This window comes from Culturomica sp. (assembly GCF_003524185.1).
In the GTDB taxonomy this organism is placed as follows: Bacteria; Bacteroidota; Bacteroidia; order Bacteroidales; family Marinifilaceae; genus Culturomica; species Culturomica massiliensis.
Map to the genome: position 1 here is coordinate 81,682 of NZ_DOED01000004.1, position 19,412 is coordinate 101,093.

The following is a 19,412-nucleotide window of genomic DNA, read 5'->3' on the forward strand; positions in this document are numbered from 1 at the left end:
TCAAAGATATATAAAATACGAATTTAAATTAAATATCTTTGTTTCGTGCATTCGAAAAAGAAACGGGAATGATTTTACGTTTAGGTACAGGTGTTTTTATATTGTGTGTGATTATTTTCCGCACCTTCTCTTGTTGGGCTGTTGCAAATGAAAGGCCTATCCTGATCATTAGTTCGTATAATCCGGAAGCTTATCAGACTGCTCAAAATATTTCCGAATTTATAGAAGAGTACAAATCATTGGGAGGGATGCAGCCGGTGATTATCGAGAATATGAATTGTAAGAGCTTTTCGGAAGCACCGATGTGGAAATCCCATATGCATGAGATTTTGGTAAAGTATTCGGAGAAAAACAGACCTTCGTTGATTATTTTATTGGGACAGGAGGCATGGGCTTCTTATATTTCCCAGGATAATATCATGCCGGAGGTTCCCTTGTTGTGCGGAATGGTAAGTCGGAATGCGATTATATTGCCGGACGATAAAGTGGTGTTGTCGGATTGGGAGCCGGAGAGTATGGATGTTTTGCAAGAGCGTAATTTTAAGGTCGGTGGCTTTCTGTATGAATATGATGTCGAGAAAAATATAGAATTGATACAGCGGCTTTATCCGGATGTCCGGCATATTGCATTTATTTCGGACAATAGTTACGGTGGGGTTAGTTTATTGGCTCATGTAAAGAAGGAAATGAGGCATTTCCCCGAGCTTGGCCTGATATGTCTGGATGGACGGAAGCATACGATTTACACGATCGTGGACGAGATTGCGGCATTGCCTGAAAAAACGGTGATATTGATGGGAACCTGGCGGGTGGATAAAAACGAAGGGTATTTTATGAAAAATGCGACTTATACGATGATGTCCGCCAATCCTAAAATACCGGTGTTTTCGATGACTTCAATCGGCTTGGGTTATTGGGCTTTGGGCGGTTACATTCCGGAATACCGGAATGTAGGAAGAGATTTGGGTAGGCAGGCTTATGAGACTATTCATAGCAACCGGGAGTATAAAAATGTACTTCAATTTATTCCCAATGGATATTCATTCGATTTGCAAAAGGTAAAGGAATTCGGTTTTTCTGAAAAAGATTTGCCGAAGGATGTTGAATTCTTGAATAAAGATGTTTCTTTCTGGGTTAAATATAAAGTGCAATTGCTTTTTATCGGCTTGACTTTCGGGTTTTTGTTATTCGGTTTTATCATTACCTTGTATTTCTATTTACGGACAAAGCGGTTGAAAGACGAACTGGAGGATTCGGAAGTTGAATTGGTGGCAGCTAAAGAGAGAGCAGAGGAATCTGACCGGCTGAAGACGGCTTTTTTAGCCAATATGAGTCATGAGATACGGACTCCTTTGAATGCGATTGTGGGGTTCTCGAATGTTTTGATATCGGAGGATTTCTCTTTGGAAGAGCAGAAAAATTTTGTAGAGATCATACAGACCAATTCCGATTTGCTATTGCGTTTGGTGAACGATATATTGGATATTTCCCGTTTGGAGACGGGGAAGCTTCAATTGACCTATGAAACCTGTGATCTGATTTTACTTTGTCAGGGGGTGTTGGCCACTACCTCTCCGGCGAAAAAGGCAGGGGTAAGTTATGTTTTTGAGCCGCCGGTAGAGAGTTTTGAATTGGAAACGGATGTACAGCGTTTGCAGCAGATACTTATCAATCTGATGTCGAATGCCAATAAGTTTACGGAAGCGGGCGAAATACGGCTGGAATTGAAAATCGACGAAGCGAAAAAACAGGTTGTATTTGCTATTTCCGATACAGGTTGTGGAATTCCGGAAGAAAAGCAGGAAGTTGTCTTCGACCGATTCTCGAAGCTGAACGAATATGTACAAGGTACCGGTTTGGGACTGGCCATTTGCCGGATTACGGTAAATATGCTGGGTGGCGAAATATGGGTGGATCGAAGTTATAAGAAAGGAGCCCGTTTTGTCTTTACTCATCCCATGACCCGTTCTCGTTAGGGGAGATGTATCCTGTCCGGAATTCCGGATGATGTAAGCAATTCCGGATGGTATCGTAGTCGAATCCCCGGGAAAGAGCAAAACGGATGAGCTTATTTTTATCTTTTAAAGGATCTTCATTTTTTAAACTTTTCTTTTTTTGAAGCAGTAAGTTCAGGCAAGCCGTATCGTATTCCTTTTTATCGAGTGTTTCGACCGCTTGCCGGATAATGCCGGCAGGGATTTGTTTTTGTTTGAGCATCAATATGATTTTTTGTTTGCCCCATTTGTTGAAGCGGAATTTATCCCGGGCGTATGCAAAAGCAAAGCGGTTTTCATCGATGAATTTATTTTGGATCAGAAAATCCAAAATCCGTGCTGTGTCTTTTTCCGTAATATCCCATTTTTTGAGTTTTTCCCGGATTTCCTGAAGACAGTATTCTTTTTTGCTGCATAAACCGGCGACGATGTTGAGGGCATTTTTTGCATCCATGAGCGATGAAGTTAGTAGGTACATTTTATGAACCGGTCTTTTCCTAAAAAATCTTTTTTTATTTCAATGCCGGAATATGGATACCGGGCTAATAAATCTACGGTGTCTTGTCCAAGGGCTTCGTTGATCTCGAAAAAGAGCAGTCCGTTCTTGCGGAGATGGGTTTGGCCGAATTTTGCAATTTGCCGGTAAAAGAGCAAGGGGTCTTTATCCGGGACAAAGAGGGCGGTCGGGGGTTCGAAATCCACTACCTGACGTTGCATGTACTGCTTTTCACTCATACGTACATAAGGAGGGTTGCTGACGATGATGTCGAATCGGCTGCCGCTTTCGGGCCGGTAATCGAAGATATCGGCTTGCCGGAATTGTACTTTCGTGAGATTGATCATGGCATTGTGAGAAGCCGTTGCCAGAGCATCGGCAGAAATGTCTATGCCTGTAACCCGGCTGTCAGGCAATAGATGTGCGAGAGTTATTGCAATACAGCCGCTGCCTGTTCCGATGTCCAATATGTGTGATGAAGGTGCAGCCAGGGATTTGATCCACAAAACCAGTTCTTCTGTTTCCGGTCGGGGGATAAGGGTTGAGGGATTGACTGTAAATGTCAGACCGGCAAATTCGGTTGTGCCGATGATATATTGGATCGGTTCGCCCTGTTTTAAGCGGGCTATGATTTCCTGAAATTTCCCGAGAAAGCTTTCCGGTAAATTTTCGTGTTTTTGGATATGGATGTCTATATTTGTGTAATGAAAGACATCCATGAAAATGAGACGACAGATGCTGCGGATTTCTTCCGGCTCATATGTATCTTTAAGTTCGCCGGATGCGTATTGGGATAAAGTATAAATACTGATATTCATAAAACAAAAATAAGAAATTAATTATAAATAGTCTAGCCTGTTTCGAATATATGAGTTGGTCTGTCATCGTCATCTACACCTTAATTGTACTGTATTTACTTACCGTATTGATGGTGGCATTCAATATCGTTTTGGAAAACCGGAATCCGGTAAGGACACTGGCCTGGGTGGCGGTATTGTTGTTTGTCCCTCTTGTCGGTATGATTTTTTATTTGTATTTCGGTGTCAATTACCGTAAAATCAAGATGTTTTCGATGAAGGGATTGGGGGATATGAAGTGGTTGCAATATATGAGTGAGGACCAGAAGCAGCGGATACAGAAAACGGAATTCCTGAAAAAGGAGGATATGAAGGATGTCCGGAAACTGATGACACTATTGCTTAATAACAGCAAGGCACTGTTGACTCGTTACAATAAAGTGGATATATTGAAAAACGGAGAGGAAACTTTTCCGGCTATTTTCACTGCATTGGGGAGGGCTAAACGGTTTATTCACCTGGAATATTATATTATCGAAGCGGGAGAACTCGCAACCCGATTGAAAGATATCTTGATTGCAAAAGCAAAAAGCGGAGTTGAGGTAAGGGTGATTTTTGACGATGTCGGTTGTTGGAGTCTGCCGAAAACTTACATCCGGGAAATGCGGGCTGCCGGGATACAGATTTACCCTTTTCTGCCGGTACGTTTTCACCGGATTGCCGATAAGGCGAATTATCGTAATCACCGTAAGATTATTGTCATTGACGGAGAAACCGGCTTTGTCGGAGGCTTGAATTTTGCAGATCGCTATATGAACGGTTTGCCCGGCATCGGGATCTGGCGGGATACGCATCTGCGGGTGAAAGGGGAGGCTGTGACTTCTTTGCAGATTGTTTTTCTGATAGACTGGTATTTTGTCCGGCAGGAGTTGTTGTTAAATAAGGAAGATTATATGCCTTATAAAAAAGAAGACGGCAATGTAATTGTACAAACCGTGGCTTCCGGACCCGATAGCGATTGGGCCTCGATACAACAGGCTTATTTTACGCTGATCAATACGGCAAAGAAATACGTTTTTATTTCTACCCCTTATTTTATGCCCGGAGAGACAACGCTGAACTGCATTAAAGCTGCGGCGATGGGGGGAATCGATGTCCGCATATTGTTACCGCATAAATCCGATTCGTGGCTGACACAGTGGTGTTCGCGTTCTTATGTCGAGGAATTACTGGAAGCCGGAGTAAAGGTGTATTGGTATCAGAAAGGCATTAACCATAGCAAGGTTATTGTTGTAGACGGTATGATGGCGAGTGTGGGTACTGCCAATATGGATATGCGTAGCTTTGACGAGAATTTTGAAGTGAATTTGATTATATACGACCGGAATGTTGCTAAAAATCTGGCGGCTTCTTTTGTTGAAGATATGAGAGACAGCGTGGAAGAGAGTATACATAAATGGAAATTCCGTCCGAAGCGGCAGAAAATACGGGAGTCTGTGGCACGTTTGTTTGCTCCTTTGCTGTGATCCGTCCGGGATTTCGGTTGTGTTTTTTGAGAATGGTGTTTTTAATTATATAAAGATGGAAATCAGTATTGACAGCCGTTCGGTGAACAATCCCGAATCGACGATGTTTTTTGCATTGAAGGGAAATAATCATGACGGTCATGATTATATTACAGGTTTGTATGAACGGGGGGTGCGTAGTTTTGTAGTGAGTGAGAAGAGGAAAGAGTTTGAGGCATTGGAGGCTAAATTTTATGTGGTGGACGATGTGCTGAAAGCTTTACAAACTTATGCCCGGACTCACCGTGAAAAAATGAAGGCGGAGGTTGTTGCTATTACAGGTAGTAACGGGAAGACGATCGTCAAAGAATGGCTTTATCAATTGTTATCGGATGATTTTGCCGTTTACCGGAGTCCCCGGAGTTATAATTCACAAGTGGGGGTACCGCTTTCGTTGTACGGTATAGAAGAATCTACGGAGATAGCGTTGATCGAAGCGGGTATTTCCCGGAAAGGCGAAATGGTTCGTCTGGAAAGTATGATCCGTCCGGATGTATGTATTTTTACTCATTTGGGGGATGCTCATGGAGAAAATTTTGCTTCGCTTCAGGAAAAATTGGCAGAAAAAGCCGTTTTGTTCCGGTATTGCCATGCGATTATCGGCAGAGAAGGTGAGGCTTTGAGTTATATTGCATCCGTTGCGGATAAGCAGGCGCAGGTGATATTGTGGGGAGAAGGCGATGGCGTTGCAGTGAAGTCGAGGACATTGGGGGTAACCGATAAAGGCCGTAGGGTAGAGCTTACATATAAAGGAAATGTTTTTCAGATCAATATTCCTTTTCCGGATGAAGCTTCCTATGAAAATTGTATGAATGCCGTATGCGTGTTGTTGATGAAAGGGATTGCACCGGAAAGAATCGCCGAGAAAGTAAGCCGGTTACAGCCGATAGCTATGCGGATGGAAATCAAAGAGGGGATCAACCGTTGTGTTTTGATCAACGACTATTACAATTCGGATTCAGCTTCTTTTCATTTGGCATTGAATACATTGACGATGCAGGATAAGGCGAAATCCCGGACGGTTGTATTGTCTGATTTTGTCGATACCGGGTCGGATAAGGATGCGCTTTACCGGGAGATAGCGGAAATGCTTGAAAAAGCGGGGGTTACCTTATTTATCGGTATCGGAGAAGATTTGATGAAGCATAAGTCTTATTTTGGGATGAAGGCTCGTTTTTATCCGGATACGGACCGTTTTTTAAGGCTGGAGGACCGGGAAACTTTTCGGGATCAGGTCATTTTGATAAAGGGAGCCCGTAAGTTCAGATTCGAATTTATCGCCGGTTTTTTACAGCAGCAGTCTCACAATACGATTCTGGAAGTGGATATGGATGCTATGGTCGCTAACTTGAATTATTTCCGTTCTTTAGTGCCGGAAGGAACGAAACTGGCGGTGATGGTCAAGGCTTTTTCCTATGGCTCCGGTTCCGGAGAAGTTGCCGGTTTACTGCAATATCAGGGAGTTGATTACCTGATGGTAGCCTTTGCTGATGAAGGAGTGGCTTTGCGGGCTGACGGTATCGATATTCCGATCGCCGTGATGAATCCTCAGCCGGAAGCTTTTGATAATATGATCGAGTTTAATCTGGAGCCGGAAATCTATTCTTTGGATATATTGAAGGCTTTTGACCGGACATTGATGAAGCATGGAATCCGGAATTATCCGGTACATCTGAAACTGAATACGGGAATGAACCGTTCCGGACTCGATCCGGAAGATATGCCGGCATTGTTCGAATTTTTTGCGCAACCGCGCCGGGTGGTTATACGTTCGGTGTTTTCTCATCTGGCAGGAAGCGATGAGACGGTACATGATGAGTTTACAAAGCAGCAAATCGATTTGTTTATTGAGATGACCGGACAGATTCAGGAGCATTTTGATTATAAGATTATGCGTCATATTCTGAATTCTGCCGGGATAGAGCGTTTTACTCAGTATAGTTTCGATATGGTACGTCTGGGAATCGGTTTGCATGGGATCAGTGCTGTCGGAGCTGCTTTAACGCCTGTCAGTACTTTCAAAACGTATATTGCTTCTATCCGGAATGTAAAGGCGCATGAAACCGTCGGATATGGCCGTAAGGGAATTGTCGGACAAGACTCCCGGATTGCCGTTGTTCCGGTAGGGTATGCCGACGGATTAAACCGCCGCTTGAGTAACGGAGCGGGTGAAATGTTGGTAAAAGGCTTGCGGGTACCGATTATCGGGAATATATGTATGGATACCTGTATGTTGGATATTACCGGAACGGATATACAGGTCGGGGATGAGGTCGAGATTTTCGGAAAACATATTCCCGTGACCGAATTAGCTGAAAAGTTGGGGACCATTCCCTATGAGGTGCTTACAGGGGTGGCACACCGGGTAAAAAGGGTTTATTTCAAAGAATAAGCAACAATAAACAGGTGGTATTTTTTCCACCTGTTTATTTGTTTGTTTAAAGTTTCTTCAACGCATTGACCAGTTCTTCTATGGTCAGCGGTTTAGCCAATATGGTGTGATTGTTGTCGAGTAAAAACAGGCTGGGGGTCGCAAATAAATTATATTCTCCGGCTGTTTCACTGTAAAATCCTCCTTCGATAAACGTGTTTGAAAAATTCAGTTTGTGACCGGCAGAATAGCTAATCCAGTCTTCCCGGTTGTCGTCGATAGAAATGCCGATAATATTGATGTCGTAATGTTGCAGCATTTGCTGAATCTCCGGTTTAGCCAGATCGGTGAGAAACTGCCGGCAGAAACTACAGTTTGTATGCCAGAAGATCAATAAAGTATAGGGATGAATGTCGGCATATAAGCTGACGGGATTATTGTGTACGTCAACGGCGGTAAAGTCGGGCACCTTTTGTCCGATAGCCATTTTCTGATATTTTTCCAAACGGCGTTTTACAATTTCCATCGAACTGTTGCATTGTTGTAAGTAGTTTTCGGAAATATGTGCCAGTACTTCTTCCATTTTCATACTCTCGAATCCTTGAATCAGAAACTGCAACAGATGAGTCCGGACGATTTCATTGCTTTCCAGTTTGGGCATAATGTTATCCAGAGCTTTGATTATTGCAGCTTCATTCTCCCGCGGACTTTGATTCGGTTTTATAAAGAACTGAATATATTGGTATAATTTGTCGGTGTAGGCGTTTGTATACAATAAGGTCGTATCGTTGAATTCGAGTTTGTCCAGAAAATGATGCTTGTATATGGAGTCCCTGTCTGTGGGAGACAGATTTCCGGCTGTAAAGGGCAGGCGGCGGGTATTTAAAATTTTGGTGGCGAGCATGTGGGGGCGGGCTGCATACATACTATCCAGTAATTTTTCCCGGTCTGTCTGGTATTTCTGGTAATATTTCAGAGCCGAGTGATAAAAATCGTCTTGTTCCGGATATTGGAGTACTACCTGCTCGAGCAAAGCCAGTTTCCGGAAAAACAGGATTTCGTGCCGCAATGCTTCAAAATAAACCTTGTTTTCTTCCGACCGGATAATTTTCAATGTCTTTTCCGGGTTGTTGAAATCAAGGGAGAATTCGATGTCTTCCCGGTTAAACAGGAAATCGACCGCAGTCGGTTGGCCGTTCGTGTATTTGGCATATGCCGAAGGTCCCAGAACGACTTTCAGCATACCGCGGGGGGTATTGTCCGGGATATCAAATGTCAGTATTTCTCCGTTTTTTACCGGAATACTGTCCAGCATAATCATATTGCCGTTGTATATCCTCAGGAGAACAGGGACGTTGCCTTCGGGCAGGTTTTTTATGGCCAGCCTGACCTGAAAATCTTTTCCCGTTGCGAACAAGGGAAGGAGGATAAAAAGTAAAAGTAATTTTTTTAGCATATATGTTGATTATCGGGTTGTTGAATTCAGCCAGTTAAGGATGTTGTCGATGACAATCCGGATGCGATCGCCGAAAGCTTCTCTTGTTGCATATCCCATGTGGGGAAGCATTAATAAATTGGGTGCGTTGAATAATTCGTAACCTCCCGGTAACGGAGGTTCCTGATCGTATACGTCTACGGCAGCTCCCGCAATTTTACCTTTCCTCAATGCCTCATAGAGGGCGTCCTTATTGACAATCGGGCCTCTGGCCGTATTGATTAAAACGGCATGTGGCTGCATGATATTAAATTCTTCTTCTCCGATAAAATCTTTGGTCTCTGCTGTGAGCGGAAGGTGTATACTGATGATGTCCGCTTCCCGAAGAAGAGTGGGTTTGTCAACCGCTTGAATGTTTTCAAATATCCGGGGGGTGCGGTTGTATGCGATTACCCGGCAACCGAACGCCAAGGCTAATCGGGCTACTTGTTGCCCGATGGCACCGGCGCCGATGATTCCGACTGTTTTACGGTGTAATTCGGAGCCGAGAAAACTTTCCCGGCTTCCTCCGATGCGTGTGATGGCATCTCCCCCTACAATCTTACGGTAAACGGCAATCATCATACCTATTGCCAGCTCGGCTACGGCATGGGTAGCATAACCCGCGGCATTCACGACGGTGATCCCCCGTTTTTTACATTCTTCCAGGTCGATATGATCGAGACCGGTAAATGCAACGGAAATCATTTTCAAACAGGGGCAGGCATCCAGAAAACTTTTCCGGAGAGGAATGTTGCTGACGATAATAATTTCAGCGTTTTGAGCTCTTTCGATAAGTACTTCTTCTTTTTCGTTCCGGTCGGGATAGAAGGTTATATGATGTCCTTGCGCTTTTAAAGGTTCACAAAGTTGGGCGATTTTACATTCGCACATGCCTAAAGATTCTAAAAATACGATTTCCATATCTGATGTCGGTCGTTAATTTGTGATGTAAAATAAAATATTGGATATAATGAGAAATCGTACCGGATAAGCTTAAACGTTTGCAAATACCTTTAGGGGATGACAGGTTTTGAGTTCGGTGTTTATCCTGCTTGTGTGGCTGTCATGCACGGCACATAGAGCGTCTGCGGTATCGCTGGCTTTTGCGGTTTCCGGTTCTTCGATTCCTGATTTTTGTCGTTTGCAGGCAAAGTTAATTACTTTTTTCTCAAAAAGTTTTGTTTTCCACCTTTCATTCTGTCTTTACGGACGTTTTATATTTTAAAATTTACTTTCTTAACCGAATTTTCAATTTCCGGCTTTCAATTTTCAATTTTTACTTTTTACTTTTGTAAAAAAAAGAAGTGGATATAAAAGATATACTTCAATCTTATCTGACGTCGCCTGTGGTAGAGAAGTTGACGGAAAAACTCAGGGGCGACGGAAAATACAGACTCATCAATAATGTAGGCTCTGTTACAGCCGTTATCGTAAGTGCGATGGTCAAAACCCGTCCCGGTTTTCGGGTGGTTGTGTTGTCGGACCGGGAAGAAGCGGCTTATTTTTATAATGATGTCCTGGCATTTTCAGACGAATCGCAGGTGTGCTTCCTGCCTTCTTCTTATCGCAGGGCGATCCGTAAGGATGAAAAGGATAACGATTCGGTACTCGTGCGGACGGAAGTGCTTAAAAATATCGTAAACGGGAATGCCAGTATGTTGATTACCTATCCCGAAGCTTTAGCCGAGCGGGTTGTGGATAAGAAGGTTTTGACAAAATTGTCGATGACCGTCCGGACAGGTGATAAGCTGTCGATTTCTTTTTTGGAGGAGCTATTCGAACAATATAATTTCGTCCGGAGTGATTTTGTTTACGAACCGGGGCAGTTCTCCATCCGGGGCAGTATTGTCGATATTTATTCTTTTGCCGAGGAACGGCCTGTCCGGATAGACTTTTTTGGAGATGATGTGGATAGTATCCGTTTTTTCGACGTCGAGTCGCAATTGTCGGAACAGGTCATCGATGAGGTCGCTATTGTACCGGATTTGAGTGATGCTGCCGACCGGGTAGAGTTTACCGATCTTTTCAGTTATTTTCCTGAAAAATCCGTATGGTGGGTGAAGAACGGTATGTATATGTACGATAAGATCAAAACGTTGCGGTCGGAGTTGGACGAGAACATGCTTAGTCCGGAAGATACGTTATTCGGATATATAGATCGCTGTTCGGTGGTAGAATGGGGGCCTGATGTGTATTTCCGGGGAATGACCGTTGATGTGAAGTGTGATGCCCAGCCTGCTGTCAATAAACGTTTCGATATTTTGGCAGAGACATTGCAAACCAAACAGGAAGCCGGTTACAAATTGTATGTTTGCTCTGTAAATGCGATGCAGATACAACGGTTACGGGATATTTTTTCGGATAAAGGTTTTCCCATTGAGTTTACCCATTTGAACGGTGTCATCCATGAAGGATTTTCAGACGAGCAACTGCGGATGTGTGTGTACACCGAGCACCAGATTTTCGACCGTTATCACAAGTATCGCTTGCAGACAACGCGGATACGGAAAGGGCGGGAGACGATCACATTGAGTGAGTTACAAAATTTGCATCCGGGCGATTATGTCGTACATGTCGATCATGGAATCGGGCGTTTCGGAGGATTGGTTAAGATCAACAACGACGGACGGGAACAGGAAGCCATCCGGTTGGTGTATAAAAATAATTCCGAGTTGTATGTCGGTTTGTATTCCTTGCATAAGATTTCAAAATACAAGGGGAAGGATGGGGTAGCGCCGGTTGTAAACCGTTTGGGAGGGGATGCCTGGAACCGTTTGAAGCAGAAAACCAAATCCCGGGTGAAAGATATTGCCCGGGAACTGATCGCTTTATATGCCCGGCGTAAAAAAGAACCGGCTTTTGCTTTTAGCAAAGATACTTATTTGCAGGAGGAAATGGAGGCTTCGTTTATGTATGAGGAAACTCCGGATCAGATGAAAGCGATAGAAGCTGTGAAGCACGATATGGAACGTCCGGAGGTGATGGACCGTTTGGTGTGCGGGGATGTCGGCTTCGGTAAAACTGAAGTAGCTATCCGGGCGGCATTCAAGGCAGTAGCCGATAGTAAGCAGGTGGCCGTCTTGGTACCGACGACGATATTGGCGTATCAGCATTACAATACGTTCCGGAAAAGACTTGACGGGATGCCTTGCCGGGTGGAATACATCAGCCGGATGAAAAAAAGTTCGGATATAAAGAAAGTTCTGACGGATTTGAAAGCGGGCAAAGTCGATATTATCATCGGTACGCACCGTCTGACCAGTAAAGATGTGGAGTTTAAAGACCTGGGATTGTTGATCGTCGATGAAGAGCAGAAGTTCGGAGTGGGCGTGAAAGAGAAGTTGAAACGTTTGAAAGTCAATGTGGATACGGTTACGATGACAGCTACGCCCATCCCCAGAACGTTGCAATTTTCGCTGATGGGGGCGAGGGATATGTCGATTATCCGGACTCCGCCGCCCAATCGTTATCCGATCGTTACAGAGTTGCACCGTTTTGACGAGAAGCTTATAAAAGAAGCGATATTATACGAGATGTCCCGCAACGGGCAGGTGTTTTTCATTCATAACCGGGTGGATACAATCCGGGATATACAGGATATGCTGCATCGGAGTATACCCCAGGTGAAGACTTGTATCGCTCACGGACAAATGCCCGGGGAAGAATTGGAAAAAGTGATGCACAATTTTATCCGGGGCGATTATGATGTGCTTATTGCCACTACGATTATTGAATCGGGCCTGGATATTCCGAATGCCAATACGATGATTATCAATCAGGCCCAGAACTACGGTTTGAGTGATTTACATCAGTTGAGGGGAAGGGTAGGCCGTTCGAACCGGAAAGCTTTTTGCTATCTATTGACACCTTCGTTGGATTTGATGAATCCGGATGCCCGTCGCCGCTTGAAAGCTATCGAGGATTTCAGTGGTTTGGGGAGTGGGTTTAATATCGCTATGCAGGACTTGGATATCCGTGGAGCCGGGAATATTCTCGGGGCGGAACAGTCCGGTTTTATCGCAGAAATCGGTTACGAGACTTATCAGCGGATTTTGAACGAGGCTTTACTGGAGTTGCGGGAAGAAGAATTCCCGGATTTGCATACCGGTGAATCGAATACGCGGAAGGAGTATGTTACGGATTGTGTCATCGAATCGGATTTTGCCGTGCTGATTCCGGAGTCTTATGTAGAAAATGTCAGTGAGCGAATTAAATTGTACCGGGAATTGGATAATATATCGGAAGACAGCGAGCTGGAGAAATTTACCCGGGCTTTGCACGACCGGTTCGGAGAATTACCCCCGCAGGTAAAAGGTTTGATGGAAATTGTCCGGGTACGGAGGCGGTGTGTGGCAATGGGGGTTGAGCGTTTGTTTGTAAAAAACGGTAAGATGGTGATGTATTTTGTTGCAGAACCCTCTTCTGCTTTCTATGCTTCAACAGTATTTACCAACCTGTTGAAGTTTGTACAACATCAGGAACTGCCTTGCCGGATGAATGAAAAAAATGATAAGTTGTCTTTGATTTTTACAGAGATTACCAATGTCGAGAAGATGTCGAGGTATGTGGATAAGATGTTTCAGGAAACCGTAAATTCTCAGGGGATATGAATTTAGTGATAGATGTTGGCAACACCCGCTTGAAATATGCTTTCTTTCATTTGGGAGAAATGCGGATAAAAGGTGTCGGAATGGAGGAACTGTTCCGGACAATTACGGATGTGCGGAAAGAGCATGAGGTACATGTGTTTTTATCCGGGAGCGGTAAGATCGAGGAGGATTTGCGGATGAGATTGCGCCGGGAAGCTGTTTTTTGGCTGGAGGCTTCCCCCGGGCTTTTATTGCCGCTGGAAATCGGATACAATACCCCGGTGACACTGGGGTTCGACCGGATCGCTATTTGTACGGCAGCCCGGCGGATTTACCCGGCCGGGAGATTGTTGGTGATAGATACCGGAACAGCATTTACCTACAATTATGTTGAGAATGGTGTGTTTCTGGGGGGGAATATTTCTCCCGGTCTGGAAATGCGTTTCCGGGCTTTGCATGCGTTTACCGAGAAACTGCCTTATGTGGAGGCCCGCGGAACATGTACGGATTGTGGACGGGATACGGAAGAGGCTATCCGTAACGGTGTCGTGAATGGTATGGTTTTTGAAGTGAAAGGATATATAGATGATTTTTTCCGCTATACTTCCGAAGGACAGGTTGTGATTACCGGCGGAAGCCTGTGTTTGCTCGAAAAGCTACAGGGAGAAAGAATACATTTCGAGGAATCGTTGGGAATGATCGGGTTAAATGATATTTTAGAATTCAATAAAAAAAGTAAGTAAATCTTAAATTGTAGCTTTTATCCTGCGGATTTTAAAAAAATAGTCCTAATTTTGCACAGAAAGCTGAAAAAAGAGATTTTTGCAGTATGAGTCGGATATTTTAATTTAATAATAATTATGAGAAAAATTATTGTTTTAGCCTTGGGGTTGTGTTTTGTGGGAAGTTTTGTCAAAGCCCAGACACTGGATTCAAAATTTGGACTTGATAGTACGAAAACGATAGAACAAGCTTCCATTTACACAGAATTTGTAAAACAGAAAAATTATAAAGATGCATTACCCGCATGGAGATATGTGTTCAATAATGCACCGAAATTCCAGTTGAACACTTATGTCCGGGGTGAGGACATCATGATGGGAATGTATAGTAAAACGAAAAATCCCGCTTATGTGGATACATTGATGATGATTTACGATCAATGGATAAAATATTTCGGGAATCATAATCGTTTGGGCGAAGGATATGCGATAGGTAAAAAAGGTTTTAATCTATACCGTCTGAGAGGTATTTCCGATGTGAATGCCGCTAAGGAGGCCTATGGCTATCTGACAAAATCAATTCAGATGGAAGGGATGAAGACGCATCCTCTTACTGCAAAAATGACATTTGCCGTTGCTGATGAATTGTTGAAAAAAGATATGATTACCAAGGATGAGTATGTCGATCTTTATATGAAATTGAGTGATTATGCTGAAAAAGGAATCGCTCAGGCTCCGGAAAAATCCAAAGAAGCTTATGAAGATGTAAAAACAACGGTGAATGCATTGTTCTTTAATGCCGGTGTTGCCGATTGTGCTACCTTGGTGGGATTTTTGCAGCCCAAGTTTGATAAATCTCCGGATGATCTGGCGACATTGAAAGAAATTGCCAGTATATTGAGAAGAAGCGAATGTACAGATCAGGTTTTGTTTGCCCAGGTGGCTGAAAAATTATATCAACAGGAGCCGACAGCCGATGCTGCTTATAACCTGGCGATGTTGTTCTGGAAAAGACAGGAGTTTGATAAAACGGAGCTTTATTTAGCAGAAGCAATTGAAAAAGGAAGTAATGAGGATCCCGCTAAAGCTGATTATTATTTCAGACTGGCACAGATCAAGCTTTCCAAAAAACAATTCGTTGAAGCGAAGAAAAATGCTCTGGAGGCTTTGAAGTTAAATCCGAACATGGGTGTGGCTTATATACTTATCGGAAATGCATATGCCGCATACAGCAAGAATTACGGAGAGGATGATTTCGATCATGCATCTGTGTTCTGGGTTGCTGTCGATAAATTTATCAAAGCAAAACAGGTTGATCCTTCGGTGGCAGAAGAAGCCAATAAACTAATTGCTGTATATTCACCGCATTTCCCGAGTAAGGACGAAGCGTTTTTCCGTAGCGTTACTCCCGGAGTTTCCGTGAAAGTCGGTGATTGGATTAACGAGACGACAACGGCGCGTTTCAGATAGTAAACGGAATATGTCTGTTATAACACGAAAATCTTTTTATAAAAGCATTATTGTCCTCTGTGGGGCAATAATGCTTTTCGCTTGTAAAAACGATATCCGGAAGGTAAGCCGGATTACCGACCAGGAAGTCTTGCCCGAAATGTCGGGAGAGAACCTGATTATGACTTATTCCGATTCAGCCCGGGTGAAATACCGGATGTACACACCCTTGTATTATAAAATACATACGGAAGAGGAGGAGTATGATGAATTTCCGAAAGGAATTCACGTCATATATTACGATAAAACCGGGAATGTGATCGGAGAAATCCATTCCAAATATGCAAAGAATTTTGTCAAAGACGGTTTGTGGGAGGCCCGGAATCAGGTGGTCGTAAAAAACAGTGAAGGAAAGAAACTGGAAACAGAGCTATTGTATTGGGATACCAAGAAAGAATGGATATATTCCGATCGCTATACGCGTTTGACAGACGGGAATAATATTTTGGAAAGCAGTGACGGTTTTGAATCGGATCAGAATCTGGAGCATCCGGTTTTCAAGAATATAACAGACGGAGAGGTTCAATTTGAAATGGATACAAGTAACTGATGTCTATATTAACAGTCATATTGATTTGTCTTTTATTGTCGGCTTTTTTTTCCGGGATGGAGATTGCTTTTGTCGCTTCGAACAAATTGCGTATCGAAATCAGCAAGTCGGATAAAAGTATAGCCCAGGCATTGATCGACCTGTTTGTTTCCAATTCGGGCATGTATATTACGACCATGCTGGTCGGAAATAATGTGGTCATGGTCATCTACGGTATCTTTATGAAAGATTATCTGGTCGGACAGTTCGGTTTTTTAAGCGATCTTTCTTTGGGAATGAAGATGTTGGTGGAGACCTTGATATCTACTTTGATCATACTGTTTTTTGCCGAATTTTTGCCTAAAACTCTTTTCCGGCTTCGTCCGAATGCTTTTTTGCGTTTTTTTGCTATTCCTGTATTTTTGTTTTATCTGTTGTTTTTTCCGGTGACTTATTTCTCGGTGTGGCTGGGAGGGCTTTTGCTACGTTTGTTTACCGGTAAAAAAATGGGGCAGACAGAACAAAACCGGGCCTTTGGGAAAGTCGATCTGAATAACCTGATCGAAGAAGGTGAAATGGCGGACGAGACGCAAGAGGAAGTACATGAAATTAAGCTTTTCCGGAATGCTCTTGATTTTTCGGAAATAAAATTGCGCGAATGTATTGTTCCGCGTACGGATTTGAAGGCTTTGCCGATAGATGCGACCATGGAGGAATTGCGGGATTTATTTATATCCACAGGATTGTCCCGCATATTGATATATAAGGAAAATATAGATAATATCATCGGATATGTGCATTCCTCTTCTTTGTTCAAAAATCCCAGGAATATTGTCGGAGCCCTCAGTGGTGTGATTATCGTTCCTGAAACGATGTCCGCCTCTCATTTACTGAATCTGTTTATCAAACAGCAGCGGAGTATTGCTGTCGTTGTGGATGAATTCGGAATTACGGCCGGAATTGTCACCATAGAAGATATTATGGAGGAGATTTTCGGCGAAATTGAAGATGAGCACGATCATCCCAACTTGAAGGAAGAAGTGGTTTCGGATCATGAATATATTTTTTCCGGCCGTCTGGAGGTGGATTACCTGAATGAAAAATACGGATTGGATTTACCGGAAAATGAAGAGTATGAGACCCTGGCCGGTTGTCTCTTGTATTACAATGAAAGTATACCTACAGAAGGAGAAAAAATAGTAATCGGAGATTATCTTTTTGAAGTCTTGTGTGTTAAAAATGCGAGAATTGAGGAAATTAAGGTGGTTGTGTAATTTTTTTTGTTTAGTTTTGCTATAAATTTTTAGTAAGCTTTAATAATTTTATCTATTTTTACAGCAAATTGCTAAACTCGGTATGGTGCGATGAGAAGATGTTTAATAGTTATTGCTTTACTGGCAATAAGTGTGTTGGTAAAAGCACAGCAGGACCCACAGTTTAGTCAGAATATGTATAACCATATGACGGTAAATCCCGGATTTGCAGGAGAGCGGGGAAATTGGGCGATTTCAGGGATATACCGTAACCAATGGCAAAAAATGGACGGAGCACCTGAGACGTATGCTTTTAATATAGATGCCCCTTTACGTTTGGGACGTGTGGACGGTGGTATCGGTTTAAATATTATGAGTGATAGGTTAGGGATGCAAAGTCATTTGCATTTTATGGTGAATTATGCTTATAAGAAGATATTTAATTTTGGAATATTGAGTGCGGGGATTAAAATAGGTGTTGTGAATTCTAAAATTGCAGGAGATTTTCATATTCCTGTAGGTCCGGGGTTTACCCCTGCGGATCAGGACCCGGCATTGGGAGCGGCGAACGTAGATTTATCCAAGATTATGTTCGATGCAGGTGTAGGCGTATTTTTGTCCGGAAAGAATTATTATGCAGGTGCATCTGTAAGCCATTTGACAAAGCCTAAAATGACTATCGGAGAGATCGGAGAGTTTTTTTGGAACAGGCATATGTATTTTACAGCCGGTTATACGATTGCTTTGTCTCCGAAAATGGATATTCAGCCGTCTGTTTTTTATAAGACGGATTTTGTGATTTCACAGTATAGTGTGAATTCTAACTTTATTTATGATAAAAAATATTGGGCAGGCGTTTCTTATCGTTATGAGGAAGCCTTGACATTTATGGGGGGGATTGAGCTTAAAAACGGGGTGTTGATCGGATATAGTTATGATTGGAATGTTAGTGATGTCGGTCGGTATACAGGAGATTCACATGAAGTGACTCTTTCTTATTGTTTTGGTATGCATATCGGCAAAAGAGAGAAAATATATAAGAGTGTAAGATTTTTGTAAAATATCAATATTATGCAAATTAAACGGTTCGTATTTTTCTTTATAGCAGTAATGATGGTTGCCTGTTCTCCTTACAACGGAGGCGGAGAATTGGTGGGAACGCGTAAAGTAAAAAGATGGTTTGAGCCCCGTCCGTATGGTATGGTTTTAATTCCGACCGGTAGCCTGAATATCGGACAGAATGATGAGGATATTGCCTGGTCGATGTCTGCTCCGCAACGTACGGTGTCGTTGGCAGCTTTCTGGATGGATGAGACGGAGATCACCAATGACGAATACCGTCAATTCGTTTATTCCGTACTGGATTCGATGAAAAGACAACGGCTGGTAGATGAAGGGTATGAAGAATTCCTGATGAAAGACCGGAAAGGCAATGTATTGGAGCCGCCTGTTTTGGACAGAAGAATGCGTATTGAGGGAAAAAAGAATGAAGAGTATAAGGAACTTCTGGAAGGTATGAATTACGCCGGGGACGACCGGATTGTTGCCGGCGAACTGGATGTGCGGAAGCTGGTGTATAAGTTCAGTTGGTATGACTTTAAGCAGGCTGCTGCCAATGACCGTTTTTATGACCCGGAAACCGGGACTTATAAAGGGGGAACCGTAATCAATGCCAACGGCGAACGGGAAGCGGTAAAGGGGCGTTCATCTTTTATCATGCGCAAGTCTGTCCGTATCTATCCGGATACTTTGTGCTGGCTGAAGGATTTCACATATGCCTACAATGAGCCTTATGTGAAGGAATATTTTTCACATGTGGGTTATGATAATTATCCGGTAGTAGGCGTTAACTGGCATCAGGCGCAGGCTTTCTGTCACTGGCGTACTGCTTTGTTCAACAATGCCTCTTCCAACCGTGTTCAGGACTGGCGTTTGCCTTCGGAAGCCGAGTGGGAATATGCAGCCCGTGGTGGCTTGAGTGGTGCTACTTATCCCTGGGGGAGTTATTATACACGGAATAAGAAAGGTTGTTTTATGGCGAATTTCAAACCGATGCGTGGAAACTATATCGGCGACGGCGGTAGTATTACGGTACCTGTCGGAACTTATG

14 protein-coding genes are annotated in these 19,412 nt (G+C 43.2%); 10 read left to right on the forward strand and 4 right to left on the reverse strand.

The annotated features are described in order from the left end of the window. Positions 1 to 68: 68 nt before the first annotated feature. Positions 69 to 1,976, forward strand: a complete 1,908-nt coding sequence (locus tag DD657_RS01185) for a sensor histidine kinase (protein ID WP_068692436.1) — start codon at positions 69 to 71, stop codon at positions 1,974 to 1,976. Here DD657_RS01185 and DD657_RS01190 read toward each other — a convergent pair. Both DD657_RS01190 and prmC read right to left on the reverse strand, forming a co-directional pair. Continuing rightward, positions 1,948 to 2,448: a regulatory protein RecX gene (locus DD657_RS01190; RefSeq protein ID WP_021986580.1), complete on the reverse strand. Its 501-nt coding sequence runs from the start codon at positions 2,446 to 2,448 to the stop codon at positions 1,948 to 1,950. The two genes, DD657_RS01185 and DD657_RS01190, sit on opposite strands and share 29 nt — an antisense overlap. Positions 2,449 to 2,459: 11 nt before the next feature. Beyond that, the gene (prmC, locus tag DD657_RS01195; protein ID WP_021986579.1) at positions 2,460 to 3,308 is read right to left on the reverse strand and encodes a peptide chain release factor N(5)-glutamine methyltransferase; all 849 of its coding nucleotides are present in this window, start codon (positions 3,306 to 3,308) and stop codon (positions 2,460 to 2,462) included. A gap of 50 nt (positions 3,309 to 3,358) precedes the next feature. Between prmC and cls the strand changes: the two genes are divergently transcribed. Together cls and DD657_RS01205 are read left to right on the forward strand one after the other, a co-directional pair. Then, positions 3,359 to 4,813, forward strand: coding sequence for a cardiolipin synthase (cls, locus tag DD657_RS01200; protein WP_021986578.1), 1,455 nt, complete (start codon positions 3,359 to 3,361; stop codon positions 4,811 to 4,813). A gap of 55 nt (positions 4,814 to 4,868) precedes the next feature. Continuing rightward, entirely contained in the window at positions 4,869 to 7,244 is a 2,376-nt protein-coding gene (locus tag DD657_RS01205; RefSeq protein ID WP_287048100.1) for a bifunctional UDP-N-acetylmuramoyl-tripeptide:D-alanyl-D-alanine ligase/alanine racemase, read from the forward strand. Positions 7,245 to 7,290: 46 nt separating this feature from the next. Here DD657_RS01205 and DD657_RS01210 read toward each other — a convergent pair whose 3' ends face one another. Together DD657_RS01210 and DD657_RS01215 are read right to left on the reverse strand one after the other, a co-directional pair. Beyond that, complete coding sequence (locus DD657_RS01210) at positions 7,291 to 8,679, reverse strand: TlpA family protein disulfide reductase (RefSeq protein ID WP_287048102.1); 1,389 nt, start codon at positions 8,677 to 8,679, stop codon at positions 7,291 to 7,293. 9 nt (positions 8,680 to 8,688) lie between these two features. Continuing rightward, complete coding sequence (locus DD657_RS01215) at positions 8,689 to 9,591, reverse strand: NAD(P)-dependent oxidoreductase (protein ID WP_287048103.1); 903 nt, start codon at positions 9,589 to 9,591, stop codon at positions 8,689 to 8,691. 413 nt (positions 9,592 to 10,004) lie between these two features. Here DD657_RS01215 and mfd point away from each other — a divergent pair, with 413 nt between their 5' ends. From mfd to porK, 7 genes are all read left to right on the forward strand, one after another. Next, entirely contained in the window at positions 10,005 to 13,310 is a 3,306-nt protein-coding gene (mfd, locus tag DD657_RS01220; RefSeq protein WP_021986574.1) for a transcription-repair coupling factor, read from the forward strand. Next, a complete protein-coding gene (locus DD657_RS01225; RefSeq protein ID WP_068691946.1) occupies positions 13,307 to 14,032 on the forward strand; it encodes a type III pantothenate kinase in 726 nt (241 codons plus the stop codon). The genes mfd and DD657_RS01225 overlap by 4 nt, the downstream gene beginning before the upstream one ends. Positions 14,033 to 14,149: 117 nt before the next feature. Continuing rightward, positions 14,150 to 15,481, forward strand: coding sequence for a tetratricopeptide repeat protein (locus DD657_RS01230; protein WP_021986572.1), 1,332 nt, complete (start codon positions 14,150 to 14,152; stop codon positions 15,479 to 15,481). Between the two features lie 10 nt (positions 15,482 to 15,491). After that, positions 15,492 to 16,070, forward strand: a complete 579-nt coding sequence (gene lptC / locus DD657_RS01235; RefSeq protein ID WP_021986571.1) for an LPS export ABC transporter periplasmic protein LptC — start codon at positions 15,492 to 15,494, stop codon at positions 16,068 to 16,070. Continuing rightward, positions 16,070 to 17,323 carry a hemolysin family protein gene (locus DD657_RS01240; protein ID WP_021986570.1) on the forward strand — a complete coding sequence of 418 codons (1,254 nt, stop codon included), beginning with the start codon at positions 16,070 to 16,072 and terminating at the stop codon, positions 17,321 to 17,323. The genes lptC and DD657_RS01240 overlap by 1 nt, the downstream gene beginning before the upstream one ends. A gap of 90 nt (positions 17,324 to 17,413) precedes the next feature. Next, complete coding sequence (locus DD657_RS01245) at positions 17,414 to 18,361, forward strand: PorP/SprF family type IX secretion system membrane protein (protein WP_021986569.1); 948 nt, start codon at positions 17,414 to 17,416, stop codon at positions 18,359 to 18,361. Positions 18,362 to 18,373: 12 nt separating this feature from the next. Further along, on the forward strand, positions 18,374 to 19,412 hold a 1,039-nt coding region (gene porK, locus DD657_RS01250), incomplete at its 3' end, for a T9SS ring complex lipoprotein PorK/GldK (protein WP_287048108.1).